The sequence below is a fragment of the Xanthomonas albilineans genome (assembly GCF_002939705.1).
GTDB lineage: Bacteria > Pseudomonadota > Gammaproteobacteria > Xanthomonadales > Xanthomonadaceae > Xanthomonas_A > Xanthomonas_A albilineans.
This window is the reverse complement of record NZ_MDCB01000007.1, coordinates 131,921-155,164: the sequence shown is the minus strand read 5'-3', so window position 1 is coordinate 155,164 and position 23,244 is coordinate 131,921. Positions and strand designations below refer to the sequence as shown.

The 23,244-nt window shown below is 65.6% G+C and carries 13 protein-coding genes and 2 pseudogenes; 10 read left to right on the top strand and 5 right to left on the bottom strand.

Going from position 1 to position 23,244, the window contains the following annotated elements; translation table 11 throughout:
- Positions 1–112: 112 nt before the first annotated feature.
- Positions 113–679 carry a Dps family protein gene (locus XalbCFBP2523_RS08485; protein ID WP_045766098.1) on the bottom strand — a complete coding sequence of 189 codons (567 nt, stop codon included), beginning with the start codon at positions 677–679 and terminating at the stop codon, positions 113–115.
- Positions 680–772: 93 nt separating this feature from the next.
- On the opposite strand from XalbCFBP2523_RS08485, the gene hrpA reads away from it, so the two are divergent.
- The gene (hrpA, locus tag XalbCFBP2523_RS08480; RefSeq protein WP_045766097.1) at positions 773–4,900 is read left to right on the top strand and encodes an ATP-dependent RNA helicase HrpA; all 4,128 of its coding nucleotides are present in this window, start codon (positions 773–775) and stop codon (positions 4,898–4,900) included.
- A 21-nt stretch (positions 4,901–4,921) separates the two neighbouring features.
- Here hrpA and XalbCFBP2523_RS08475 read toward each other — a convergent pair whose 3' ends face one another.
- From XalbCFBP2523_RS08475 to XalbCFBP2523_RS08465, 3 genes and pseudogenes are all read right to left on the bottom strand, one after another.
- The gene (locus tag XalbCFBP2523_RS08475) at positions 4,922–6,694 is read right to left on the bottom strand and encodes a chloride channel protein (RefSeq protein WP_162836150.1); all 1,773 of its coding nucleotides are present in this window, start codon (positions 6,692–6,694) and stop codon (positions 4,922–4,924) included.
- A gap of 17 nt (positions 6,695–6,711) precedes the next feature.
- Positions 6,712–7,224: a hypothetical protein gene (locus XalbCFBP2523_RS08470; protein WP_045766096.1), complete on the bottom strand. Its 513-nt coding sequence runs from the start codon at positions 7,222–7,224 to the stop codon at positions 6,712–6,714.
- 146 nt (positions 7,225–7,370) lie between these two features.
- Positions 7,371–7,656 (bottom strand): annotated as a pseudogene (locus XalbCFBP2523_RS08465) (thiaminase II/PqqC family protein); the annotation flags it as partial.
- 229 nt (positions 7,657–7,885) lie between these two features.
- Between XalbCFBP2523_RS08465 and XalbCFBP2523_RS08460 the strand changes: the two are divergent.
- From XalbCFBP2523_RS08460 to tsaB, 9 genes and pseudogenes are all read left to right on the top strand, one after another.
- A complete protein-coding gene (locus XalbCFBP2523_RS08460; protein ID WP_045766094.1) occupies positions 7,886–10,042 on the top strand; it encodes a RelA/SpoT family protein in 2,157 nt (718 codons plus the stop codon).
- Between the two features lie 173 nt (positions 10,043–10,215).
- Positions 10,216–11,682, top strand: a complete 1,467-nt coding sequence (locus XalbCFBP2523_RS08455; protein WP_329955179.1) for a hypothetical protein — start codon at positions 10,216–10,218, stop codon at positions 11,680–11,682.
- Positions 11,683–12,075: 393 nt separating this feature from the next.
- Entirely contained in the window at positions 12,076–12,672 is a 597-nt protein-coding gene (locus XalbCFBP2523_RS08450; RefSeq protein ID WP_329955178.1) for an NAD-dependent epimerase/dehydratase family protein, read from the top strand.
- A 129-nt stretch (positions 12,673–12,801) separates the two neighbouring features.
- A pseudogene (locus XalbCFBP2523_RS17520) lies at positions 12,802–13,308 on the top strand (glycosyltransferase); the annotation flags it as partial.
- Between the two features lie 6 nt (positions 13,309–13,314).
- Positions 13,315–13,851 carry a glycosyltransferase family protein gene (locus tag XalbCFBP2523_RS17115; RefSeq protein WP_230596042.1) on the top strand — a complete coding sequence of 179 codons (537 nt, stop codon included), beginning with the start codon at positions 13,315–13,317 and terminating at the stop codon, positions 13,849–13,851.
- Positions 13,852–13,940: 89 nt separating this feature from the next.
- Entirely contained in the window at positions 13,941–16,385 is a 2,445-nt protein-coding gene (gene mrcB, locus XalbCFBP2523_RS08440) for a penicillin-binding protein 1B (RefSeq protein ID WP_045766091.1), read from the top strand.
- A 7-nt stretch (positions 16,386–16,392) separates the two neighbouring features.
- Positions 16,393–16,920 carry a hypothetical protein gene (locus XalbCFBP2523_RS08435; RefSeq protein WP_045766090.1) on the top strand — a complete coding sequence of 176 codons (528 nt, stop codon included), beginning with the start codon at positions 16,393–16,395 and terminating at the stop codon, positions 16,918–16,920.
- A gap of 286 nt (positions 16,921–17,206) precedes the next feature.
- Complete coding sequence (gene yoaA / locus XalbCFBP2523_RS08430) at positions 17,207–19,231, top strand: DNA repair helicase YoaA (protein ID WP_080928129.1); 2,025 nt, start codon at positions 17,207–17,209, stop codon at positions 19,229–19,231.
- 224 nt (positions 19,232–19,455) lie between these two features.
- Positions 19,456–20,160, top strand: a complete 705-nt coding sequence (gene tsaB, locus XalbCFBP2523_RS08425) for a tRNA (adenosine(37)-N6)-threonylcarbamoyltransferase complex dimerization subunit type 1 TsaB (RefSeq protein ID WP_045766089.1) — start codon at positions 19,456–19,458, stop codon at positions 20,158–20,160.
- A 48-nt stretch (positions 20,161–20,208) separates the two neighbouring features.
- Here tsaB and XalbCFBP2523_RS08420 read toward each other — a convergent pair whose 3' ends face one another.
- Entirely contained in the window at positions 20,209–23,199 is a 2,991-nt protein-coding gene (locus XalbCFBP2523_RS08420; protein WP_045766088.1) for a TonB-dependent receptor, read from the bottom strand.
- Positions 23,200–23,244: the final 45 nt, after the last annotated feature.

Sequence of the window (23,244 nt, the reverse complement as noted above, 5' to 3'; positions counted from 1 at the left end):
TGCCTAGGATACCGCGTAGGTCAAGCAGCTCAGTGGCGCGCCGGGCGCGGTGCGTCGTTGGGCCAGCATTCCCGAAGGGCCACGCCCGTCTGGCAGACGTGGCTGTGTGCGCTTATTGCAGCAGCGAGCGCAGCATCCACGCGTATTTTTCGTGGGTCTGCAGGCGTTGCGTCAGCATGTCCACCGATGGATCGTCGCCGACGTCGTCGGCGGTCTTGAGCGCCTTGCGCGCGGTGCGGCATACCGCCTCGTTGCCGACGACCAATTGGCGCACCATTTCGCGCCAGTCGGCGCTGTCGCTGAGGCCGGTTTCTTCCGGGATCGAGGTCAGCGCGGCGTACTCTTTGTACGACCCCGGCGCATTGAAGCCCAGTGCGCGGATGCGCTCGGCGACATTGTCCAGCGCCGCCCACTGCTCGGTGTACTGGGTCTCGAACATCAAGTGCAGCGAATTGAACATCGGTCCAGTCACATTCCAGTGGAAATTGTGGGTCTTTAAGTACAGGGTGAAGGCATCGGCCATGAAATGCGACAGTCCCTCGGCGATCTTCTTGCGATCGCCGCCGCCGATCCCGATATCGATGTTGGGCGCGGACGGCGCCAGAGCCGTAAGTGTTTGTTCGGCCGTGGCCTTGCCGGGGGAGTGCTTGATCTTGTCGTGGGTCTTGCGCTTTGCCATGGTGGGATCCTCATGAGGGTTACGGAAGATATGGCGTCACAATAGACAGACTAAAGCATGCACGCTGATTCAATGTCCAATGGCATCTGATTGATGAACGCGATCGAGAAACATCCCCTTGTCGCGCGCCTGCGCGAACGCCGTGCGGCGATCGACGGCGCCCTGACCCGCGACCGTGGGCGTCTGCTCGGCCTATGGTCGCGCTGGCAGGCTGCGCCTGGCAATGCCGCGTTGGAAAGTGCGTTCGAACAGGCGCTGGACGCGTCGCGCACGCGCTGCGCGGCACGCGCGGCGGCGCAGCCGGCCATCGTGCTGGATCCGCAATTGCCGATCGCGCGCGAGGCAGAGCGGATCGTCGCGTTGATCCGCGCGCATCAGGTGGTGGTGATCGCCGGCGAGACCGGCTCGGGCAAAACCACGCAGTTGCCGAAGTTGTGCCTGATTGCCGGTCGCGGCGCCGCCGGCATGATCGGCTGCACCCAGCCGCGGCGCATCGCCGCGCGCGCGGTCGCTGCCCGCGTGGCCGAGGAGTTGCGCACGCCGGTGGGCGAAACGGTCGGCTTCCAGGTGCGCTTCAATGATCGGGTCGGCGAACAGACCAGGATCAAGTTCATGACCGATGGCATCTTGCTGGCCGAGATTGCCAGTGACCGCTGGCTGTCCAGCTACGACACGATCATCGTCGACGAGGCGCACGAACGCAGCCTCAATATCGATTTCCTGCTCGGTTATCTCAAGCAATTGCTGCGCAAACGCCCGGAATTGAAGGTCATTGTCACCTCGGCCACGATCGACACCGCGCGCTTCGCTGCGCACTTCGAGGATGCACCGGTGATCGGCGTGGAGGGCCGCACCTATCCGGTGGAAGTGCGCTACCGACCGCTGCAAGACGAAAGCGGCGACACCGATGCCAACGGCGACAGCGCCGGCGAGCGCACGGTCAACGAGGCGATCTTGGCGGCGGTGGACGAAATCACCCGGCTGGACCCGCGCGGCGATGTGCTGCTGTTCCTGCCCGGCGAACGCGAGATCCGCGACGCACACCAGACGCTGGAACGGCGCAAGTACCGCGAAACCGAGGTGTTGCCGCTGTACGCGCGGTTGTCCGCCAGCGATCAGGATCGGGTGTTCAATCCCGGCCCGCGGCGGCGGCTGGTGCTGGCCACCAACGTCGCCGAGACCTCGCTGACCGTGCCACGGATCCGCTACGTGGTCGATCCGGGGTATGCGCGGGTCAAGCGCTACAGTCCGCGGCAAAAGCTGGATCGGCTGCATATCGAGCCGATTTCGCAAGCCAGCGCCAACCAGCGCAAGGGCCGCTGCGGGCGTATCGCCGAGGGCATCTGCTACCGCCTGTACGCCGAGGCCGATTTCCAGGCACGGCCAATGTTTACCGATCCGGAGATTCGCCGCTCCAGCCTGGCCGGGGTGATCCTGCGCATGCTGCAATTAGGGCTGGGGCGCATGGAAGACTTTCCGTTCCTGGAGCCGCCGGACGAGCGCGCCGTGGCCGATGGCTGGCAGCAACTGGTGGAACTGGGCGCAGTCGGCGAACCCGACCGCCACGGTGTGCGCAAGCTCACCGAGATCGGCCGCAAGATGGCACGGTTGCCGGTGGACGTGAAACTGTCGCGGATGCTGGTGGCGGCGCAGCAGCACGGTTGCCTGCGGCCGATGCTGGTAATCGCCGCGTTCCTGGGCATCCAGGACCCGCGCGAGCGGCCACCGGAAGCGCGCGAAGCGGCGGACAATGCACATGCCAAATTCGCCGATGCGCGCTCGGAGTTCGTCGGCATCCTGCGCCTGTGGGACGGCTACCGGCAAGCGCACGAGGAACTGACCCAATCCAAACTGCGCGACTGGTGCGCACGGCATTTTCTCGGTTTCCTGCGCATGCGCGAGTGGCGCGAATTGCACCGCCAGTTGCACCTGCTGTGCGCCGAGCTGGGCTGGAGCGAGGAACCCGCGGCTGCGTCGCTGCAACCGTTGTTGGCCGCTGCTGCCGCGCCAGCGCCGGCGCGCGATGCGGAAACCGCGGCGCGCATGACCCGAGGACAATTGCATCGTGCTGCGCGGCTGGCGCGCGAGGGACGCGGCGCATCGCAGACGCTCGCACCCACGCCGAGTGACACCCGTGCGGCCGCACCGATTGGAGAGGCCGAGACGCCGCGCGCCAGCGAGCGCGTGCGCGCCGCGGCCTACCAGTCGCTGCATCGCGCATTGCTCGCCGGGCTGCCGACCCAGGTTGGCCACCGCACCGAGAAAGGCGATTTTCTGGCGCCGCGGCAGCGGCGTTTCTCGTTGTTTCCCGGCTCGATGCTGGCGCGCAAGCCGCCGCCGTGGGTGCTGCCGGCGACACTGCTGGACACGCAAAAGATCTGGGGTCTGACCAATGCGGCGATCGAACCGGATTGGGTGATCGCCGAGGTGCCGCACTTGCTGGCGCGCAAGCATTTCGACCCGCACTGGTCGCGTGCGCAAGGTCAGGTGTTGGCCTCCGAGCAGATCAGCTTGTTCGGGCTGGTGCTGGCGCCGAAGAAGCCTGTGCACTACGGGCGTATCGATCCGTCGGCTGCGCATGATCTGTTCGTGCGTCAGGCGCTGGTGCCGGGCGAGATCAACACCCGCGCCAGTTTCGTCGTCGACAACCAAAAGGTGCTGGCGCAGGCGCACGAAGAAGAAGCCAAACTGCGGCGTGCCGGCATCGTGGCCGACGAGGATTGGCAGGCGCGCTGGTACCTGGACCGGATTCCTGCCGAGATTCATTCCGCCACCGGCCTGGACGCCTGGTGGAATGCGCTGTCGCCCGAACAGCGCCGCGCGCTGCACTGGTCCTTGGTCGATTTGTTGCCGGGCGAGGGTAGCGCGGCCGACCGTTATCCCAAGTATTTCGCGTTGGGCGATGCGCGGTTGGCGCTGCATTACCGCTTCGAGCCGGGCGCTGCCGACGATGGCGTGACCCTGGAGGTGCCGGTACACCTGCTCAACGCGTTGGACCCGGCACGGCTGTCGTGGCTGGCGCCGGGCTTCGTCGCCGACAAGGCCGCCGCGCTGATTCGCAGCTTGCCCAAGGCGCTACGGCGCAACTATGTGCCCGCGCCGGACTTTGCGCGCGCCTTCCACGAGGCGTTCGCTCAACCCAGTGCCGATGATCTACGCGGCGAACTGGCGCGGTTTCTGCAGCGCGCGACAGGCGTGCCACTGAGCCCGCTGGACTTCGACGAAAGCGCGCTGGAGCCGCACCTGCACATGCATCTGCGTCTGCGCGACGAGGCGGGCAAGGTGCTGGCCGAATCGCGCGATCTGGAGGAGTTGCGGGCGCGCTTCGGCGACCGTGCCGGGCGTGCATTCGCGGCGCGTGCCGGTCGTGAGATGGCAGCGACCGGGCTGCGCGAGTTTCCGCTGACACCGATCCCGTTGCATGTGCCTGGCGAAGCCGGGGTGCCGGCATATCCGGCGCTGGTGGACGAGGGCGATAGCGTGGCGTTGCGCATTTTCGCCGATTGCGCGCAGGCCGAGGCGGAGCACCCGCGCGGCGTGCGACGGTTGCTGGAGATCGCCCTGACCGATAAGCTCAAACAGGCGCGCAAGCAATTGCCGGTGTCGCCCAAGACCAGCCTGCTGTACGCGGCGATCGAATCGCAGGAGCGGCTGCGCGGGGATCTGGTGGACGCGACGTTGAACGCGCTGCTGGAGCAGGGGTTGGACACGATCCGCGATGCCGATAGCTTCGCCCAGCGTCGCGACACCGTCGCCAAGCAGCTATTCGGCGAAGCGATGGAACGGCTGAAGCTGGCTGAGGCGATCATGAGCGCGGCGGCGGAACTGAAACCGCAGTTGGAATCGCCGCTGATGGGCTGGGCCAGCGGTAATCTGGACGACATGAGGACGCAACTGGCGGCACTGATGCCGCCTGGGTTCCTGCGCGAGACGCCCGCTCACGCGCTGGCGCAATTTCCGCGCTATCTGCGCGCGATGCTACTGCGCGCCGAACGTGCCAAACGCGATCCGGCGCGCGACCAGGCGCGGATGCTGGAACTCAAGCCCTTCGTCGATGTCCTGACGGAGGCTGCCGTGGCTGGGCGCCGTGACGATCCGCAGTGGCAGGCGCTGCGCTGGGATCTGGAAGAATTGCGGGTCTCTGTGTTCGCGCAGGAATTGGGCGCCAAGTCCGGTATTTCGGCGAAGAAGTTGGCGCAGCGCGTGGCGGCTTTGCGCTGAAGCGCAAGGTCGGCGGCATGTTTACTCGTCGTCCACCCGTTCGCCCATCAGTTCGCGCTGGCGCTTGTCCAGTTCTTCGGCATAGCGTTTGCGCACGAAGCTTTCGCTTAGCACGCCCAGTACTTTGCCTTGTTCGTCGACCACCGCCAGTTCGTCGCTCTGGGTCAGGTCGAATTGACGCATCGCGGTGACCACATCGGTGTCGGTGCGCAGGGCGACGTCGCGGTTGCCCGCATAGTCGACGATCGCCGCCTCGGTGTTTACCCCGTCGGCATAGACGGCGGCCAGGGTCACCAGTCCGGCATAGTGGCCGTGCGCGTCCTCCAGCACGACCCGGGTGCCCGATCCCAGCGGGAAGCGGCGGCGGAACTCCGCCAGCTTGGTGTTGGCAGCGAGCGGATGCACGTCCTTCCGCATCATGTGTCCGGCGTTCAGATGCTTCAGCCAGCCCACGTCGCGTGCGCTCTTGATGGTCTCGCCGCGCAGGTGCAGGCGCCAGGTGGAGAACGAGTAACCGAAGATTTGCCGCACGATGGTGTTGGCCACCAGAACCGCGACCATCACCGCGCTGGCCAGCACGAAATCATGCGTGCCTTCGAGCACCAGCATCGCCATCGTCATCGGTGCACCGATCACCGCGGCCGCCATAGCCGCCATCCCGGCGAGCGAGGCGGCGGTGCCGTCGATCAGCGCTATGCCGCTGCTCAGGTTCAACACGCCGGCGAATAAACCGCCGACCAACGAGCCCATGAACAGCGAGGCGAAGAACAGGCCGCCACGGAAGCCGAAACCGAGCGAGATACCCGATCCCAGACACTTGAGCAGCAACAGCACGCCCAACCAGCGTAGCGAGGTCGGGCTGGTCAGATCCAGATGCAGGGCGCCGTGGCCGGACGACAACACTTGCGGAGTGATCATCGCCAATGGAATCAGCAGTGCGCCACCGGCCATCGGCCGCGCCCAGCGCGGCAGCGGGCTGCGATTGATAGTCTGCTCGATCGTGGCGATCAGGCGCATCACCGCCACTGCCAGCAGCGCACACAGCACGCCCAACAGCGCATAGAGCGCATAGTCGCGCGGCTCCAGCGCCGCTGTCGCTGCTGCTGGCAGCAGGTACGGCTGTACTCCGCTCGCCTGGGCCACGAACACCGCGCCCAGCGAGGCCACCGCCACCGGCGCCAGCGCCGATGGGGAGTACGCGCCGATCACGATCTCGAATGCATAGAACGCGCCAGCCAGCGGTGCGCCGAATGCTGCGGCGATGGCCGCTCCGGCCCCGGCGCCGACCAGGGTACGGATGTCGGCGCGGCGCAGGCGCAGGATGCGGCCAAGGTGCGAGCCGGAACCCGCGCCCATCTGCGTGTACGCCGCTTCCAATCCGACCGAAGCGCCGCAGCCATTGGACAGCAGGGTCTGTGCGGAGACGATCAGGTTGTCGCGCATCGACATGCGTCCGCCGTACAGCGCATTGGCCTCGACGGCGTCGATCAACTGGCGTTTGCGCGCGCGTGCGGCCATACCCAACAGGCCGACGACCAGCCCGCCCAGCGGCAGCACCAGCAACTGGCTCGTGCTCAGCTCCGATACCGCACTGAGTCGCGCATCGGTATCCAGGCCGTACAGCCAGGCCTGTGCGCCGTGGGCCAGATTGCTCTGTAGCAGGGTCAGCAGGCCGGCGATCAGACCGACCAGCAGCGCCAGTGCGATGAACCACACGTCGCTGGCGCGTATCCGCCGACGCAGCGCATCGGTCAGGCTGTGCGAGGCATCGGCCAGGCCAGGCGCGGAGGGCAGGCGCACGGTCCGCGTCCCTATTTCACCCGGCGGACTTTGGCCCGGGTGTTGTAGCTGTCGATCTGCAGATACCACACGCCCATGATGCCTGGGACGATTTTCACCTTCGGCGCGCTGCGGTGCACGCCGGGCAGGCTGGCCGGTTCTGTCTGTTCCCATTCCTGGCCGTTGGCCAGCAGGTAATGACGCCCTTTGGCGAAGCCAGTGAATTCGCCGGCCAGCGTGCTTTCGATCGGCTCCTTAGTGCCGAAATCGAAGAAGCCGCGATTCTTGGAAATCACTTCGCGGCGGCCTTCTTCTTTGGCATTCTCCAGCGCCGCGGTGGTTTCCTTGGCGAGGTTGCCTTGCAACCATGCGTTCAGCGCGGCCAGTTCCTGTGGCGAAAGTTTGTCCAGACCGGCGGCCTTGAACGCCTGCGGCGACATCTGCGTTTGCAGGTCGCCGGATACGTTGCGCTGGGCGTGCGCCGGCATGGTGGACACGGCGAGCGCCGCGCACAGGAGCAGGGGAGTCAGGCGCACGAGGGACATGGGGGAAATCCAGCAGTGGAATGCGTTCTAGTGTAGTGGCAAGCCATGATGCGTGCGGTAGTGGGGGTGGATCGCGGCGATCGCCGACGCTGCCCCGGCTCAGTTGTCAGGCGGTCCAGGCTCAGTGCATCGGTCAGGTGCAGCTAGCGGGCGATGTCGCTTTCGCTCTCGGCGCTGCCATTCGTGGTCGACGATGCGTTGACGCCAGATCCGGCGCAGCGCCGGGTCGTCCATTCGCGCAAGAATCGCCGCGTCCTTCGGCGGGATGCAGCGCTGGTATTCGTAGCGGTTGAGCGCCTAGGCCTGGACTTGGCAGCGATTCAGGCATCCGTTGTGCAACAGCGCGTGGAACGGGTGTTGGCCGTGGGACAGGCGCGCATCGATTGCACGCAGTGACGCCTTGAGTTGATCGGGGCCCAGCAATGCGCTTATGCGCTAAGTGCAGATGTTGACGCCGTTCCGAGGATAGGCTTCCCCTGCTGCCGGGCATGTAAAATTTTCGTGAGAACGACCCAAGTCGCAAGCCGGCCACAGTGAGATTGCGGTACGTACATGCTGCCGATGTGGGAGCGGTGGCGATGGCCTTGGGCAGGGCGCAATTGTGAGAACACGGACAAGCGCGCTAGTGTAGACAGCATCGTTTGCTCATTCTCGCCAGGCCTTGAATCACTCACCTCATACCGGTCTGGAAGCGTTACTGCAGCGCCCGGCTGCGGCGACGCTGGCGCCTGCGTTGCGCCAGGCGTTGTTGCAAGCCTGGCAGGCGCAGTCCGAGCCGCTGCCGCGACTGCCCTGGCCGGTGTTGGCCGATACCCTTGATGCGTTGGCGTTGTTGTCGGCGGACGATGCGGCGCTTCTGGCTGCACTGTTGTTCGATGTGCCGGCATTGCGTGCGCACTTGCCGCACTTGCCGGTCGCACCGGCGGCGCGTGCGCAGGCGGTGGCCGCCTTGCTGGATGCCCAGGATGCCGCCGACCAGGTCTGGGCGTTGCACGCCGGGCGCGAGGCGGGGCGTAACAGCGAGGGGCTGCGTCGGCTGCTGTTGTCGATCGTGCAGGACTTGCGCGTTGTGCCGATTTTGCTGGCGCGGCAGCTGGCGCAGATGCGTGTGGCCGATAAGGCGAGCGAAGAACAGCGTCGTGCGCTGGCGCAACTGACCCGCGATATCCATGCGCCGCTGGCCAACCGCCTGGGCATTTGGCAGCTGAAATGGGAGCTGGAGGATCTTGCATTCCGCGACCTGGAACCGGACACCTACCGGCGTATCGCCCGCGAGGTGGACGAAAGTCGGCTGGCGCGCGAACGCTATATCGAAGCGGTCAAGAAGACGCTGTCCAAGGCGCTGGCCGTGCAGGGGCTGCGCGCGGAGATCAGTGGCCGGCCCAAGCACATTTACAGCATCTGGCGGAAGATGCAGAAGAAGCGTCTGGCCTTCGATCAACTATACGACCTGCGCGCAGTGCGGGTGATGGTCGACGATGTCGCTGCCTGCTACGCCGCCTTGGGTGTGGTGCATGCGCTGTGGGTGCCGGTGCCCAGCGAGTTCGACGACTACATCGCCCGGCCAAAAGCCAACGATTATCGCTCGCTGCACACGGCCGTGGTCGGCCCGGAAGGGCGCACGATCGAGGTGCAGATCCGTACCCACGAGATGCATGCGCAAGCCGAACTGGGCGTCGCCGCGCACTGGAAGTACAAAGAGGGGGGCAAGGGCGCGGAAAAGGCTTTCGACCGCAAAATCACCTGGATGCGGCAGTTGCTGGAGCATTCGCAGGACGGCGAGCAGGGCGGGCTGGCCGGCGCACTCGATGCCGAGTTGGTGGAGGACCGGGTCTATGCGCTGACCCCGATGGGCGAAGTGATCGATCTTCCACAGGGTGCGACCCCGCTGGATTTCGCCTATCACGTGCACACCATGGTCGGACACCGCTGCCGTGGCGCCAAGGTCAACGCCCGTATCGTGCCGCTGACCCACAAGTTGCGCAGCGGCGACCGGGTCGAGATCCTGACCGGCAAAGAGGCCGAGCCGCGTCGCGATTGGTTGTTGCCGGCCAATGGCTACCTGGCCAGCGGGCGTTCGCGCGACAAGGTGCGCGCCTGGTTCCACAAGCTCGATCGTGCGCGCAACGTGCAGGCCGGCAAGGAGTTGCTGGAGCGCGAACTCAAGCGCCTGGGGCTGCAACACGCCGATCTGCTGCCGGCCGCCAAGAAATTCCATGCCGATAGCGTCGAGGAGCTTTATATCCAGGTGGCGTTGGGCGATGTCGGCCCCAGCCAGATCGGGCGTGCCTTGCACGAGGCCGAGCGCGCGGCGGCGCAACCGCTTGCGCCGACCTTGCCAAGGCCGACCGCGCGCCGCACGGGCCTGGGCAATTCCAAGTTCACCGTGCAAGGGGTGGGCAATCTGTTGGTGCAACTGGCGCGCTGCTGCCAGCCGGTGGCCGGCGAACCGATTGTTGGCTATCTGACCCGGACCCGTGGTGTCACCGTGCACCGCCGCGATTGCGCCGCGTTTGCGCGGCTGGCCGCCAGCCATCCGCAGCGGGTGCTGCCGGTGGAATGGGGACAGGCCGGAGGCGGTTACGAGGTCGATGTGCTGGTGCGGGCGGTGGATCGGCGCTGGTTGCTCAAGGACATCACCAATCTGATCGCGCAAGAAGAGGCGCACGTGCTGGAGATCAACAGCGACAACCTGCGCGACAGCGGTCGCGCGCAATTGCGGTTGCGGCTGAAAGTCGGCGATTACGGGCAATTGTCCACCTTGCTCGGCAAGCTCGATGCGCTGCCGGGCGTGCACGAGGCGCGGCGATTGGGCTGAGTTGTTTGGCGTTGTGGGTTGGCGTAGTGCCGATTCCGATCGCGTCGCCAGCAAGCACTGTGCGCTGGCGCAGCCGCATGCATAGGCATTCCTCATCGCACCAGCGCTAAGCTTGTGTGGTGAATATGCCGCCGGATCAGCGCAGAGAGGTATCCCCACGCAGGTGGCGGTCGGTGCCGCTGTGGCGCGACCGCCGCATCTGGCGTTTGGCGCTGGCGTTGCTGCTGTTGGCGGCTGCGGCGCTGGTGCTGTTCCGGCGCCCGCTCGCCGACCTGATCTGGCCGGAAACGCGGATCCAGCAATTGCTCGACCAGGGCCGTGCCGCACTGCACGCGGGTCGGCTGACGGCGTCCGATGGCAGTGGGGCACGCGAACGCTTCGAGGCCGCGCTGGCGCTGGACAGCGACCGGATGCAGGCGCGCAACGGGCTGGCCGCGACGGGTCAGGCGGCCTTGGGGCAGGCGCGCACGGCGCTGGCTGCCGGTCGTTATGCGCAGGCGCGCGCGGCGCTGGCGTTGGCGCGCGAATTGCAAGTGCCGCGCGCCGATGCCGATCACATCGAGGCGACATTGCATGCAGGCGAAGCCGCGCATGCCGGAATCGCCCATCTGTTGCAACAGGCGGCACAAGCGCGTCGTGACGGTCGCCTGGACGGCGCGCCGGATGCGGCCCTGCCGTTGTACCAACGCGTGCTGGCGTTCGCGCCTGGGCGCACCGAAGCCCTGGAGGGCCGCGAGGATGCGCTGTCGGAATTGCTGCAGCGTGCCCGCGACGCGTTGGCACGTGGCGATCTGGCGGCGGCCGCGGCCCTGGTGGAGCGCGCCCGTGGTTACGACCCCGGCCACGTGGAGTTGCCGGAGACGGAGGCTGCGTTGAACCAGGCGCTGGACACGCTGCAACGCGACGCCGAACAGGCGCTGCACCGGCAGCATCTGGACGCGGCGGCACGCGCCTTCGTGCGGTGGCGTGAAGCGGTGCCGGATGCCGCAGGCGCGCGTGATGGGATCGAGCGGGTCGCCGCAGCCTATGCGCTGCAAGTGACCCGTGCCGCTGCCGATTTCCGTTTCGTCGAGGCCGAGCGCGCCTTGCGCAAGGGCGAAGCGCTTGCGCCGGACAACCGTGCGCTGGCCGATGCACGGCAGGTGTTGCGGCGGGCGTGGCAGACTCAGGCGACGCGTTTGTCCCCGACTGAACGCAATCGTCGCCTGCAACGCGTGCTGGCCGATCTGCAGGCTGCCGAGGCGCGTGGCGATTGGCTGACACCGCCCGGGGCCAGCGCCTATGACAGTTTGCGGGCGGCGCAGGTGCTGGCGCCGCGCGATGCACAGGTGCGTGCGGCCGAGCAACGCGTGTCGGTGATGTTGCGGCAGTGCTTCGACGATGCATTGCGCGGTAACCGGGTGCTGGCGGCAAGCGCGTGCTACGACGCCTGGCGCGCGTTGGCGCCCAATGGCGCGGGCGTGGCGACGGCGCGGCGGCGTTTGGCGCAGCGCTGGCTTGCGCTCGGCGATGAACGTCTCAGCAGTGGCGATGCTACATTCGCCTACGAGGCATTGCAGCATGCCCGTGCGATCGATCCGGGTACGCCGGAACTGGTTGGATTCCAGCAGCGGCTACGCAGCGTGTTTCCGCAGCGCTAGCATCTTGAGGCTTCTCTTTAGAACGTGTTCAAAAAAGTTCGCACTCAGGTCACCGCCCTGCCGGGTTCCAGGGCTTATTGTGATACAGTCATCGGATATGCATCCTCGCTTTCATTCCCTATGACTGTCGTGGTAATCGGTGCTACCAGCCAAATTGGTCATTTTTTGTTGCAACGGCTGTTCCATGCGGACATAGATGTCTGGGCAGCGAGTCGCTGTAAGCGCGCACCACAGCGGGGCGTGACCTGGGTGCGTGCTTGCTTACCGCAAACGCTGCCATTGCCGGATGCACCCGTGCAGGCAATCGTCAGTTTCGCGCCGCTTGATGCATTGGCGACATGGTTGCAGCAATTCGAGCAGGCGCCTGCGCTGAGGCTTGTCGCAACTAGTTCGATGAGTGTATTGACCAAACGGACTTCGGAGGATGTCGCCGAACGTGCCTTGGTAGCACGACTGAAGGCAGGCGAGGAGAGCGTGATTGCACAATGTCAGCGTTTGGGGATTGCCTGGACGCTTCTGCGCCCAACGCTAATCTATGGTGCAGGCATGGACAAGAGCCTGACCCCGATCGCGCGGCGGGCGATGCGTATTGGCATATTTCCGATTCCCATGGCGCAAGGACTGCGCCAACCAGTGCATGCCGACGACATCGCGCTGGCAGTCATGCAGGCGTTGCAAACGCCTGCCGCATCCAAGCAGATATTGCAGATCGGCGGAGGTGAACGGCTGCCGTATCAAATCATGTTCGAGCGTGTCCGCCGCAGCCTGTCGCAGTGGACCTTGCCACTGTGGCTTCCGCATGTCTTGCTGTGTTGGCTGCCGGTGTTGCTGCCACGCGCCCGTGGTCCGGTGTCGCGATTGCAGCAGGATCTGATCGCCGATAATGGCCCATTGTTGCGCCTATTGGGGGTGCAGCCGCGTCCTTTCCATCCGCAGCCGTTGATGTGGCAGGCGTCGACCGATTCGGTCAGCTCACAGTTGCCACAGTGATTCCGATATGCGCGCCGTGTGTCTATACGGTGCTTGCCAGCGCGGGGGATTGGGTGATCGGCGGATGTGTGGTGCGAATAATCTTCTCTGCTACCATCGTGCTTCGATATTATTTTTTTAACTAATTAGATGATGCCCGCAGCACAGCAGGTTTTATGTCCGCGTGTAAGTGTTGCGCTATGCACGTTCAATGGCGAATCTTTTCTGCAAACGCAACTTGATAGCATTTTGGCGCAGACGGTGTTGCCGGGTGAGATCGTTATCGGCGATGACGGTTCCAGTGATGGAACGCAAGCAATCTTGTGCGGATTCCAACAGCGTGCGCTGGCGCTGTCGGTAAGCGTACGCATTCGCCGTCACCCGCGTAATGTGGGCTATGTGCGTAACTTCGCCGAGACCTTGGCAGATTGTCGTGCCGAGATCGTGTTGCTGAGCGATCAGGACGATCGCTGGCATCCGGATCGGGTGGCTCGCACGCTCCAGCGTTTCGATGTCCAGCCTTCCTTGCTGTTGTTGCACAGCGACGCTTGTCTGATCAATGCCCATGGCGTATCGCTTGGGATGCGGTTGAGTCAGGCGCTGGTGATGCATTCGGTCGAGATTCACTGCATCCATGAGGGGCGCGCTCTGGATGTGCTCTTGATGCGCAACACGGTCACAGGGGCAACCTGCGCCATCCGCCGCAGCTTGCTCGAAATGGCGTTGCCGATCGGCTCCGGCTGGATTCACGACGAGTGGCTGGCGATGGTCGCCGCGGTGTTCGGCCAGATGGATATGCTGGAAGATCCGACGATTGACTACCGCCAGCATGGCCGCAACCAGATCGGTGCGCGTCGCGCCAGTTTGCTGCAGCGGATGAGGCGGCTGGAACTGTTCAATCCGCAGCAGTGGAAATACAAGCGCTTGCGCTTGCAGGCGCTGCTGGCCTTGCTGGAACGCGGGGGGAGGAGCATTGCGCCGGACCAGTATCCTGGGCATGCGGCGTTGCTGTGGCGTATGTGGTACGGGCGGATGGCCATGTACCGGTACCGTGAGGTGGGCTGGGATTGGTTCGGCCACGATCTGCCTAGGCTACTGGTGCGTTCCCTGAGCGTGTGGCTGCGCGCTGAAGGCCGTGTGCGCTGCCTGTGTGCCGCGTGGGCCGGTGCCTGGGCCGGTTGGCGCAGTGCCATAAACTGAATCGAAACGTCGGTTGTGGTGCAGCCTGGGATGAGTCGTTGCCGGCGCAGCTGCGCTAGACTCGGCGGAATTTACATTCTCGCATTCCCGTGCCACGACGCTACGACGACCAAGATACCGACACCGACGATCAGCACGACGATCACGATAGCCCTGCGGCGCTGTGGCGTCGGCGTCTGCTCATATGGGGGCTGGCCGCTGTCGCATTGGCGCTGGGTTTCCTGATCCCCTATACGGCCTATCTGAACAATCAGGTCACGCAACGTTTCGGCGAACTGCGCTGGCAGATTCCTACCCGGGTCTATGCGCGCCCGCTGGTGCTGGCGCCCGATGCGGCGATGGATGCGCCGACCCTGAAGACCGAGTTGGATGCGGCCAGCTATCGTCCCGATGCTGGGGCCATGCGTCCGGGCACCTATCAGCAGGAAGGCAGTCGCTTCGTGATCGCCAGTCGCGGCTATATCGATGTCGATGGCCGGGTGCCGCCACGGCGGGTGGAGGTCGCGCTGGCTGGTGGCCGGGTGACGCTGCTGCGCGATCCGCAGACGCACGCCTCGCTCAACGCGGCGCGCCTGGATCCGGCGCGCATCGCCACCCTGTACGGGCAGAAACAGGAGGAACGGCGTTTGGTGCGGGTGGAGGAAGTGCCCGAGTTGCTGGTCACCGGCTTGCAGGCGGTGGAAGACCGCGATTTCAACTCCCACCACGGCATCGACCTCAGCAGCATGGTGCGTGCGGCCTGGGTCATGGTGCGTTCCGGCGGCAAGAGTCGGCAGGGCGCCAGTACCTTGACCCAGCAGCTCGCGCGCAGCGGCTTGCTCGGCATCGGCAAGGAACAGACGCTCGCCCGCAAGTTCAACGAGATCCTGTATGCGCTGATCATCGAAGCACGCTACGACAAGCGCACCATCCTGGAGGCCTATCTGAACCAGGTGTACCTGGGCCAGCGCGGTAACCAGGCGGTGCATGGCGTGGCCTCGGGCGCGGAGTTCTGGTTCGGTCGCGAACTGGATGCCTTGGCCCCGGAGCAGATGGCCTTGCTGATCGGTTTGGTCAAGGGGCCGTCCTACTATGATCCGCGGCGTTATCCTGAGCGTGCCCTGGATCGGCGCAATTTCGTTCTCGGCAAGCTGCGCGAAAGCGAGCTGATAGACGAACCCACCTATCGCCGTGCGTTGCTCGCGCCGTTGGGCGTGCCGGCCAATCCCGGGCTGGTCGCGGCCAACCGCTTCTGGGCCTATGTCGACCTGGTGCGCCGCCAGTTGGCGCGTGATTACCCTGAGGGCGCGCTGCAAGGCGCCGGGCTCAGCGTGTTGACCGGCATGGCGCCGTCGGCGCAAGCCGATGCCGAGGGCGCGGTCATGCGCACCCTGACCGCATTGGCGACCAACAAGAAGCGGCCGCCGTTGCAAGCCGGGTTGGTGCTCACCGACACCCATAACGGCGAGGTGCTGGCGGTCGTGGGCAGCCGCGATGTGGCGCAGCCGGGCTTCGACCGTGCGATCGAGGCGCAGCGTCAAGTCGGTTCGTTGATCAAGCCGTTCGTGTACCTGTTGGCGCTGGCTCAGCCGAACCGCTATTCCCTGGCCAGTTGGGTCGACGATGCACCGGTCACGGTCGAACTGGGCCGTGGCAAGCGCTGGACGCCGGGCAACTCCGACGGCCACAGTCACGGAACGGTGCGCCTGATCGATGCGCTGGCGCATTCGTACAACCAGGCCACCGTGCGGGTTGGCATGCAGGTCGGGCCGGAACGGGTGGCGCAACTGGTGCATGTGCTCGCCGGCATCGAGGCTGAACCCAATCCCTCGCTGATCCTTGGCGCGACCGACCAGAGCCCGTATGCGATGGCGCAGCTGTACCAGTTCCTGGCCTCTGGCGGCCAAATCCAGCCCTTGCATGCGGTGCGCGGTGTACTCGATCCGCAGGGCAAGCTGCTCAAGCGCTACGACAAGACCCCGGCGCCAGCGCAGGAGGGCGACTCCATCGCCGCCAACCTGGTCGGTGTGGCGTTGCAGCAGGTGGTGAGCACGGGCACCGCGCGGCAATTGTTGAGCGATGGCCTGGGCAAGCTGTACCCGGCCGGCAAGACCGGTACCAGTAACGACGGGGTGGACAGTTGGTATTCGGGTTATACCGGCGATCACCTGGCGGTGATCTGGGTCGGCAACGATCAGAACAAGCAGACCGGCCTTTACGGCGCCACTGGCGCGATGCGGGTGTGGTCGGAGATTTTCACCCGGCTGCCGAGCGCGCCGTTGCAAGTGCAGGGCAAGGGGATGGATTGGCAATGGATGGATCCGGTGGGGTACAACAGCACCGATCCCGGTTGTCCTGGCGCGCGTCGGTTCCCGTTCGTGGTCGGTTTCGCACCCGCTTACGCGCCGTGCACGCCAGCGCAGGCGCGACCCGAATCCGACGCGCCCGCGTCTGCCGAGAGCGAACATCCCGGTGGCGGCTGGCGTAGCTGGTTCGGCCTGGACAAAAAGAAAGACCCGCCCACCCAAGCGGCTCCCACGCCGCCCACGCATTGATTCCTGGATGCCGCTCATGACCCGACAGATCCCCGCCATCGCCGTCCTCAGCCTGCTGCTCGCCTCCTGCGTCAGTGCGCCGCCGCCGCCGCCCCCGCCGCCGGTGGATACCACCACCCCGGCGCAGCGCATTGCCGTGATCGACGCCAGCGGTGGTGTCGACGACACCGAAGTGAACGTGCAGCCATTACGCGATCCGACAGTGCAGGATCTACGCGACAGCGCCAAGCGCAAGCGTGCGGCTGGCGATCTGGCCGGTGCGGCGGCGGCGCTGGATCAGGCGTTGAAGTTGGTGTCCGACGATCCGGCGTTGTTGCAGGATCGTGCCGAAGTGGCGTTGTTGCAAAAGGACAACGCGCAGGCGGAGGCGCTCGCCAAACGCGCCATCGACCTGGGCTCGCAAACCGGCCCGCTGTGTCGTCGGCACTGGGCGACCGTCGAGCAAGCGCGTCTGGCGCTTGGGCAGAAGGAGAGTGCGGCCTCGGCGCATACGCAGATCGCTGGATGCACGGTGCCGGGGATCAAGCGCTATTGAGCCCGGGACGCCGGCGCGGGATGTCCCGCGCCGGCTGAACAGTCTGATCCATGGTGTGTGTTCCAAGAGCGAGGTGTGCCGCGATCATCGTGCTTTCCCAGAGCCGCTTGATCGCGGATAGGCCGTTCCGCAACGCGGCAGCCTTGTCTGCGACCGAGGTGTCATCGAGGCCGCAGGGTTTTTCTGCGCATGCGCCGCGACGTGTTTCGTTCTTTCGCGTGACAGCGATAGGCCTGCCGATCGCCTGTTGCCGTTCCGAGTTTCCTCCCGTTCCTGCCGGTGATCCATGTCGCTCGCCCATGCCAGCACCGAAGCGCTCAGCGAAGGCGGCGCGCTTGCCCGCCAGCTCGATGCCTTCGTGCCGCGTGCAGCGCAGCTGCGGCTGACCGCGGCGATCGCCGACGCATTCGCGCAGCGCGACGTGCTGCTCGCCGAGGCCGGCACCGGCACCGGCAAGACCTATGCGTACTTGGTTCCCACGCTGCTGTCGGGACTGAAGACCATCGTCTCCACCGGCACCCGCGCGCTGCAGGACCAGCTCTATCATCGCGATCTGCCACGGGTGCGGGCGGCACTGGGTGTCGGCTTGAACAGCGCGCTGCTGAAGGGACGCGCTAATTACCTGTGCAAGTACCGTTTGCAGCAAGCCAAGGGCGAGCCGCGCTTCACCGCGCGCGAGCAGGTCGCGCAGTTCCAGCGCATCGTCGCCTGGAGCGGGCGCACCCGCTTCGGCGACATCGCCGAACTGGAGGCGTTGCCCGACGATTCGCCACTGCTGCCGATGGTCACCTCGACCGTGGACAACTGTCTCGGCACCGAGTGCCCGTTCTGGGGCGAGTGCTTCGTGGTGCAGGCACGGCAGCGTGCGCAGGCTGCCGACCTTGTCGTGGTCAACCACCATTTGTTGCTGGCCGACCTGGCGCTGAAACAGGAAGGTTTCGGCGAGATCCTGCCCGGCGCGCAGGCGTTCGTCATCGACGAGGCGCATCAGTTGCCGGAACTGGCGGCCAACTTTTTTGGCGAGGGTTTCGGCATGCGCCCCTTGCAGGAATTGCTGCGCGATTGCCTGGACGAGAGCCGCCATGTCGCGGGCGCATTGGCTAGCGTGCAGGCGCCGTTGCAGGCGTTGGAGCAGACACTACGCGCGCTGCGTGCGGCGATGGAGGGATTGCCCGCACGCGGTACCCAATGGCGCTTGCTGGCCAAGCCGCAGGTGCGCGATGGGTTCGATGCGCTGCTGGCGGAGTTGGCGCGATTGCAGGAAGCATTGGCGGTCTTGCGCGAGGCATCGCCCGGCTTCGATGCGTGCGCGGCGCGCGCGCAGGAGATGCGCACGCGGTTGGGCCGCTGGCTCGGCGACGAAGCGCCGATTCCCGATTTCGATGCGCCGCCGGAGCCACCGTCCAACGATGTGCTGTGGTACGAACTGACCACGCGCGGGTTCCGCTGCCAACGCACGCCGCTGGATGTCTCCGCGCCGCTGCGCGCGCATCGCGAGGCCTCGCATGCGGCGTGGGTGTTCACTTCGGCGACGTTGGCGGTGAAGGGCGACTTCGCGCACATCGCGACCCGCCTGGGCTTGCGCGATCCGATGACCTTGCTGCAACCCAGTCCGTTCGACTGGGCGCGGCAGGCGTTGTGCTATCTGCCGGCCTTGCCGGACCCCAATGCGCGCGGCTTCGGGACTGCGTTGATCGCCGCGCTGCTACCGGTGCTGGAAGCGTCGCAGGGCCGCGCATTTTTGCTGTTCGCTTCGCACCGTGCACTGCGCGAGGCGGCCGAGGCGTTGCGCGATGGTCCTTGGCCGCTGTTCGTGCAGGGCGAAGCGCCGCGTGCGACCTTGTTGCAACGTTTTCGCGCCTCGGGCAATGGCGTGCTGCTCGGCTCGGCCAGTTTCCGTGAAGGCGTGGACGTGGTGGGCGAGGCGCTGAGCGTGGTGGTGATCGACAAGTTGCCGTTCGCCGCGCCGGATGATCCGGTGTTCGAAGCGCGCCTGGATGCGATCCGTCGCGAGGGTGGCAACCCGTTCCGCGACGAGCAATTGCCGCAGGCGGTGATCGCGCTCAAGCAGGGCGTCGGTCGCCTGATTCGCAGCGAGACCGATCGCGGCGTGCTGGTGTTGTGCGATCCGCGGTTGTTGTCCAAGTCTTATGGCCGTACCTTCCTGGAGTCGCTACCGCCGTTCGCCAGAACCCGTGATGTGGATGAGGTGAGGATGTTCTTTGCGCAATCGGCGATGCCATCGGAGTCTGCACGCGCAACAGCGCAAGCAGACCCCGCGGCCACGTATGACGCGCAGGATGTTCCGTGAGTATGCGACAGCTAAGCTGTTGTTGTCGTTGCGGTGATGCCCATGGCCATGGCAGGGCGGTTTTCTGCGAAATGGCGTGCGGTTTTCGGTTGACTCGTTTGAGCGTGTGCGGGCTGTCGAGAGCGGTGCGCAGTTGTGTGTTCCGTGTCGCGGCTTCGTCGTCTCGATACAATCCGCCCTCTTCGCGCTTTTCCCCGGCCACGGGGCCCGAGTTCCGGCATCCCATGAACATCCTCGCTTTCGAAACCTCCACCGAAGCCTGCTCTGTCGCGGTTCACGTCGGTGGCCGCGTGCTGGAACGCTTCGAGCTGGCGCCACGGCGCCATGCCGAGCTGGCGCTGCCGTGGGCCGAACAGTTGCTGGCCGAGGCGGGTATTGGTCGCCGCCAACTCGATGCGATTGCGTTCGGACGCGGTCCTGGCGCGTTCACCGGCGTGCGTCTGGCGATCGCGTTGGCCCAGGGCATCGCTTTGGCGCTGGAGTTGCCGGTGTTGCCGGTGTCCACGTTGCAGGCGTTGGCGCTGCGCGCGCCTGCGACGGCGCCACGGGTGCTGGCGACGATCGATGCACGGATGGGCGAGGTCTACACGGCCACGTATGCGCGGCAGGCCGATGGCACGCTGCAAGCGTCGACCTGCGAGCAGGTGCTGCATCCGGACGCATTCGTGTTGCCGGAGCCGGATGCGGCCTGGAGCGCTGTCGGCACGGGGCTGGGGGCGGTCGAGGCGACCTTGCAGCGGCGCTTCGGTGCGCACTGGCGCAGCGCCGACGCGCAGGCGCTGCCGCATGCCGCGGACGTGCTGGCCCTGGCCGTGGTGGCGCATGCGCGCGGCGAGGCGATCGCGCCGGAGCAGGTCGAACCGGCGTACTTGCGCGACAACGTCGCGCTGACCTTGACCGAGCAACACGCCCAGCGCGCCGCGCGATGAACCTCACCACGCGGCGGCCGCTTCTGCCGCGCTCTGCTATGGCCGCGCTCAGTAGTCGTAACTGACGCTCAGGCGTATCGTCCGCGGATTCTGGCGCACCAGCGCCGCGCCGTACAAGGGATCGCGCTGGCCGGGGTCGGTTTCCGAATACGGGTATTTCCACAGTGGCGCTTGGCCGTTGAAGACGTTGAACACGTCCAGGGCGAAGGAGAGTTTGTGGTCGGCGGCCGCTGGTCGCCATGCCACGCCCAGATCCAGTTGGCTTAACCACGGCAGGCGTCCCTGGCTGCCGGGGGGCGCTGGCTTGCCCTGGTAATAGTGGTAGGTGATGCCATAACCGGACGGGTCGCTCTGCTGTGGGCCGTAAGAACCGAGCGGAATGAACGGCACACCCGACAGCAGCTTGAGGTTGGTCGAGAGCAGCCACTCTGGGGTGAGCTGGTAGTAGCTGTAGAACTTGAACTGGTGGGTGTGGTCGTTGCTTTGCGGACCGTTGCTGTGCTCCATCAAGGGCGCGAAATCCCAGGCTTCGGTTGTCGAGGCCGCGGTCTGGCCGATGTTGGAGAGCAACTGGCCCTCGCTGGTGCCGTAACTACGCGACCATGTGTAATCGATGCGGCCATACCAGCGCTGGTCGAAGGGATGTTCCAGCGACAGGTTGAGCGCGTAGTAGTTGCGTTTGAACTCAGGAAAGCCGAATTGCGCCTTGCTCAGCGGAACACTGACGTGATTGCCCGACGTGTCGACCAGGGTAAAAGTGTTGCTTTTGCCTGGATTGATCAGCCAGCAACTGACTGGGTTGCTGTCCAATGTCACCGTATGCCCTTGCGCGGCGGCGGCGGCGAATACGGTGGCGCTATCGCAATAGTCGTCCACGCCGCTGCGCAGGACGCGGTAGGTGGCCTTGGCGCCGTAGACCCAGGCCTCGCCCCAGGCCTTGTTGAAGCCGAGAATGAACTCGTCCTGGTAAGACGGCGCGATGCCCTGGGTGGCGACTGTCTTCGGATCGGGCAGGATGCCGTAGTAGTTGTTGCTCGAAACCGCGCCGGAGATCTGGGTCAGGCCGGTCGGTTCGCCATGCGCGTCGATGCCGCTGTAGGTGTAGTACGTCGAGGTTGCCAGGGTCGCGCCGGCGGCGTTGAACGCTGGGTTGAGCGGGAGCGCCAGATAGTAGCGGCCGGCGTTCCCGTACACCTTGAAACGCGCATCGCCGTCGACGTCCCAGCTGAACCCCAGGCGCGGCGCCCACTGTCCGCTGGTCTGTTTGATGTAGGGGGCGCCGTCGCGGTTGTCGTTGGTGAACTGGTCCAGACGCAGGCCGAGACTGAGCAGCAGGCGCTCGTTGGCTTGCCAGTTGTCCTCGATGTACTGCGCGCGCTGTGCCGCGCGTACCGACGCCAAGGCGCTGTAGACGTAGCGGCGCACGTAGTAGCCGTCCTGGCCGTTGGGGTAGCCGCCGGTGGCGGGGACGCCCAGTCCGGTATTGATCGGCACCTGCGGATTGGATTGGCCATAGATCCAGTAGTAGCCGTTGCCCGAGGCCACCGAGCCGCGGTTGAGGGCGCTTGCGTTCTGGTTGTCGATACCGGCGGTGAGGGTGTGCGCGCCGATGACGTAGTTCAGTTCCAGGCGCAGGTTATCGGTGCGGTTGCCCCGGCGCGGATCGATCAGTAGCGCGGTGGTCTGCGCGTTGGTGATCGGCGTGCCGCCTGTGTACGCGGGATTCTGGAACGAAGCCCCGGAGATATAGGTCAGGCTGCCGTCATAGCTCGGATTACCGGTGTAATCGTCGGTGTGCTGCTTGCCGTACTGGGCGCTGAAGGTCAGGTGGTCGGTGAGGTAGTTGGTGTACTTGGCGGTCCATAGATCGCCGCCGGTCTTGGTGGTGTCGGCGCTGCCGCGCAGCGCGCCGATGTCATCCCCGCTGTAACTGTAGTACGTGCCGCGGGTGATGTAACGGCTGGAGGCGCCGGTGATTTCCAGCAACTGATGGTCGCTGATGTTCCAGTCGAGCTTGGCGTACCAACTGGGCTTGCGGTACTGATAGTCGTAGTAGGACGGGTTGGGGTCGCGTGCGCCATAGAATTGGCCGCCGTTCTGGTGCTGTAATTCGTAGGATCCGAAGAAAAACAGTTTGTCCTGGATCAGCGGGCCGCCCGCGTACACGCTTTGGGTGAAGAGTGTGGTTCTGTTCTGGCTATCCGGTCGGTACAAGGCGCCATTGTCGGGGAAGGTGGCGTCGCGCTGCGCGCTGCGCAGGCCGTTGGGTTCCCAAGTCGTCTGGCCGCCGAAATGCCAGGTGTTGCTGCCGCGTTTGCCGACCGCGTTGATCACGCCGCCATCGGAGCGGCCGTATTTGGCGCTGTAGCCACCGGTGTACACCTCAAGTTGTTCGATGCTGCCGTAGGGCAGGGTCAGTCCGCCCAGCCCCCGCAGCGGATCGGTGGTGTTGAAGCCGTTGATGTAGTACGCGTTCTCCGCCGCGGAGGAGCCGCCGAAGCTGAGTAGTTGCGCACCGTTGGGGCCGATGTAGCTTCCGTTGCCGCTGTTGCCGGCCACGCCGGGCGCCAGTTGCGCGATCGCCTCGGCGGAGTGCCCCAGCGGCAAGCGCTGCAATTGTTCGGCGTTGATCACGGTGCGCGAGTCGACGCTGCCGGTCTCGATCGTGGCGGCGGCGCGGTCGACGCTGACGTTGACGCCGGCCAGGCGGGTGACGGCGGCGAAGGACACATCGGTGACCGTGCCGACGGTCAGGCTCACGCCCTCGCGGCGGTCGAGCACGCTGCCGTCGGCCGCCTTGGCGAGGAGAGTGTAAGTGCCCAAGGGAAGTTGGCCGATGCTGTAGTGGCCGTGCGCATCGACGTCCACTTCGCGACTGAGGCCGCTGTCGTTGCGGACGAGGATGCGCTGTGCGTTGGCGGGGGCCTGGCCGGCGAGTGCGCCGGTCGTGGACTGGGCCTGGACCAGCGGTGCGGTCAGGGCGGCGCTCAGCGCCAGGGCGAGCAGGGCGGGCCGACGCAGGAGGTGGGGCGTTTTCATGAAGGCAAAGGCTCGGAGGGCGGGGACGGTGACGTGTCCGCCAAG

What these genes read in the sequence shown, in the direction of transcription:
- XalbCFBP2523_RS08485 (WP_045766098.1), bottom strand. Translation starts at nt 679, where the DNA reads ATGGCAAAGCGCAAGACCCACGACAAGATCAAGCACTCCCCCGGCAAG.
- hrpA (WP_045766097.1), top strand. Translation starts at nt 773, where the DNA reads ATGAACGCGATCGAGAAACATCCCCTTGTCGCGCGCCTGCGCGAACGC.
- XalbCFBP2523_RS08470 (WP_045766096.1), bottom strand. Translation starts at nt 7,224, where the DNA reads ATGTCCCTCGTGCGCCTGACTCCCCTGCTCCTGTGCGCGGCGCTCGCC.
- XalbCFBP2523_RS08450 (WP_329955178.1), top strand. Translation starts at nt 12,076, where the DNA reads ATGAGTGTATTGACCAAACGGACTTCGGAGGATGTCGCCGAACGTGCC.
- XalbCFBP2523_RS17115 (WP_230596042.1), top strand. Translation starts at nt 13,315, where the DNA reads ATGCGCAACACGGTCACAGGGGCAACCTGCGCCATCCGCCGCAGCTTG.
- XalbCFBP2523_RS08435 (WP_045766090.1), top strand. Translation starts at nt 16,393, where the DNA reads ATGCCGCTCATGACCCGACAGATCCCCGCCATCGCCGTCCTCAGCCTG.
- yoaA (WP_080928129.1), top strand. Translation starts at nt 17,207, where the DNA reads ATGTCGCTCGCCCATGCCAGCACCGAAGCGCTCAGCGAAGGCGGCGCG.
- tsaB (WP_045766089.1), top strand. Translation starts at nt 19,456, where the DNA reads ATGAACATCCTCGCTTTCGAAACCTCCACCGAAGCCTGCTCTGTCGCG.
- XalbCFBP2523_RS08420 (WP_045766088.1), bottom strand. Translation starts at nt 23,199, where the DNA reads ATGAAAACGCCCCACCTCCTGCGTCGGCCCGCCCTGCTCGCCCTGGCG.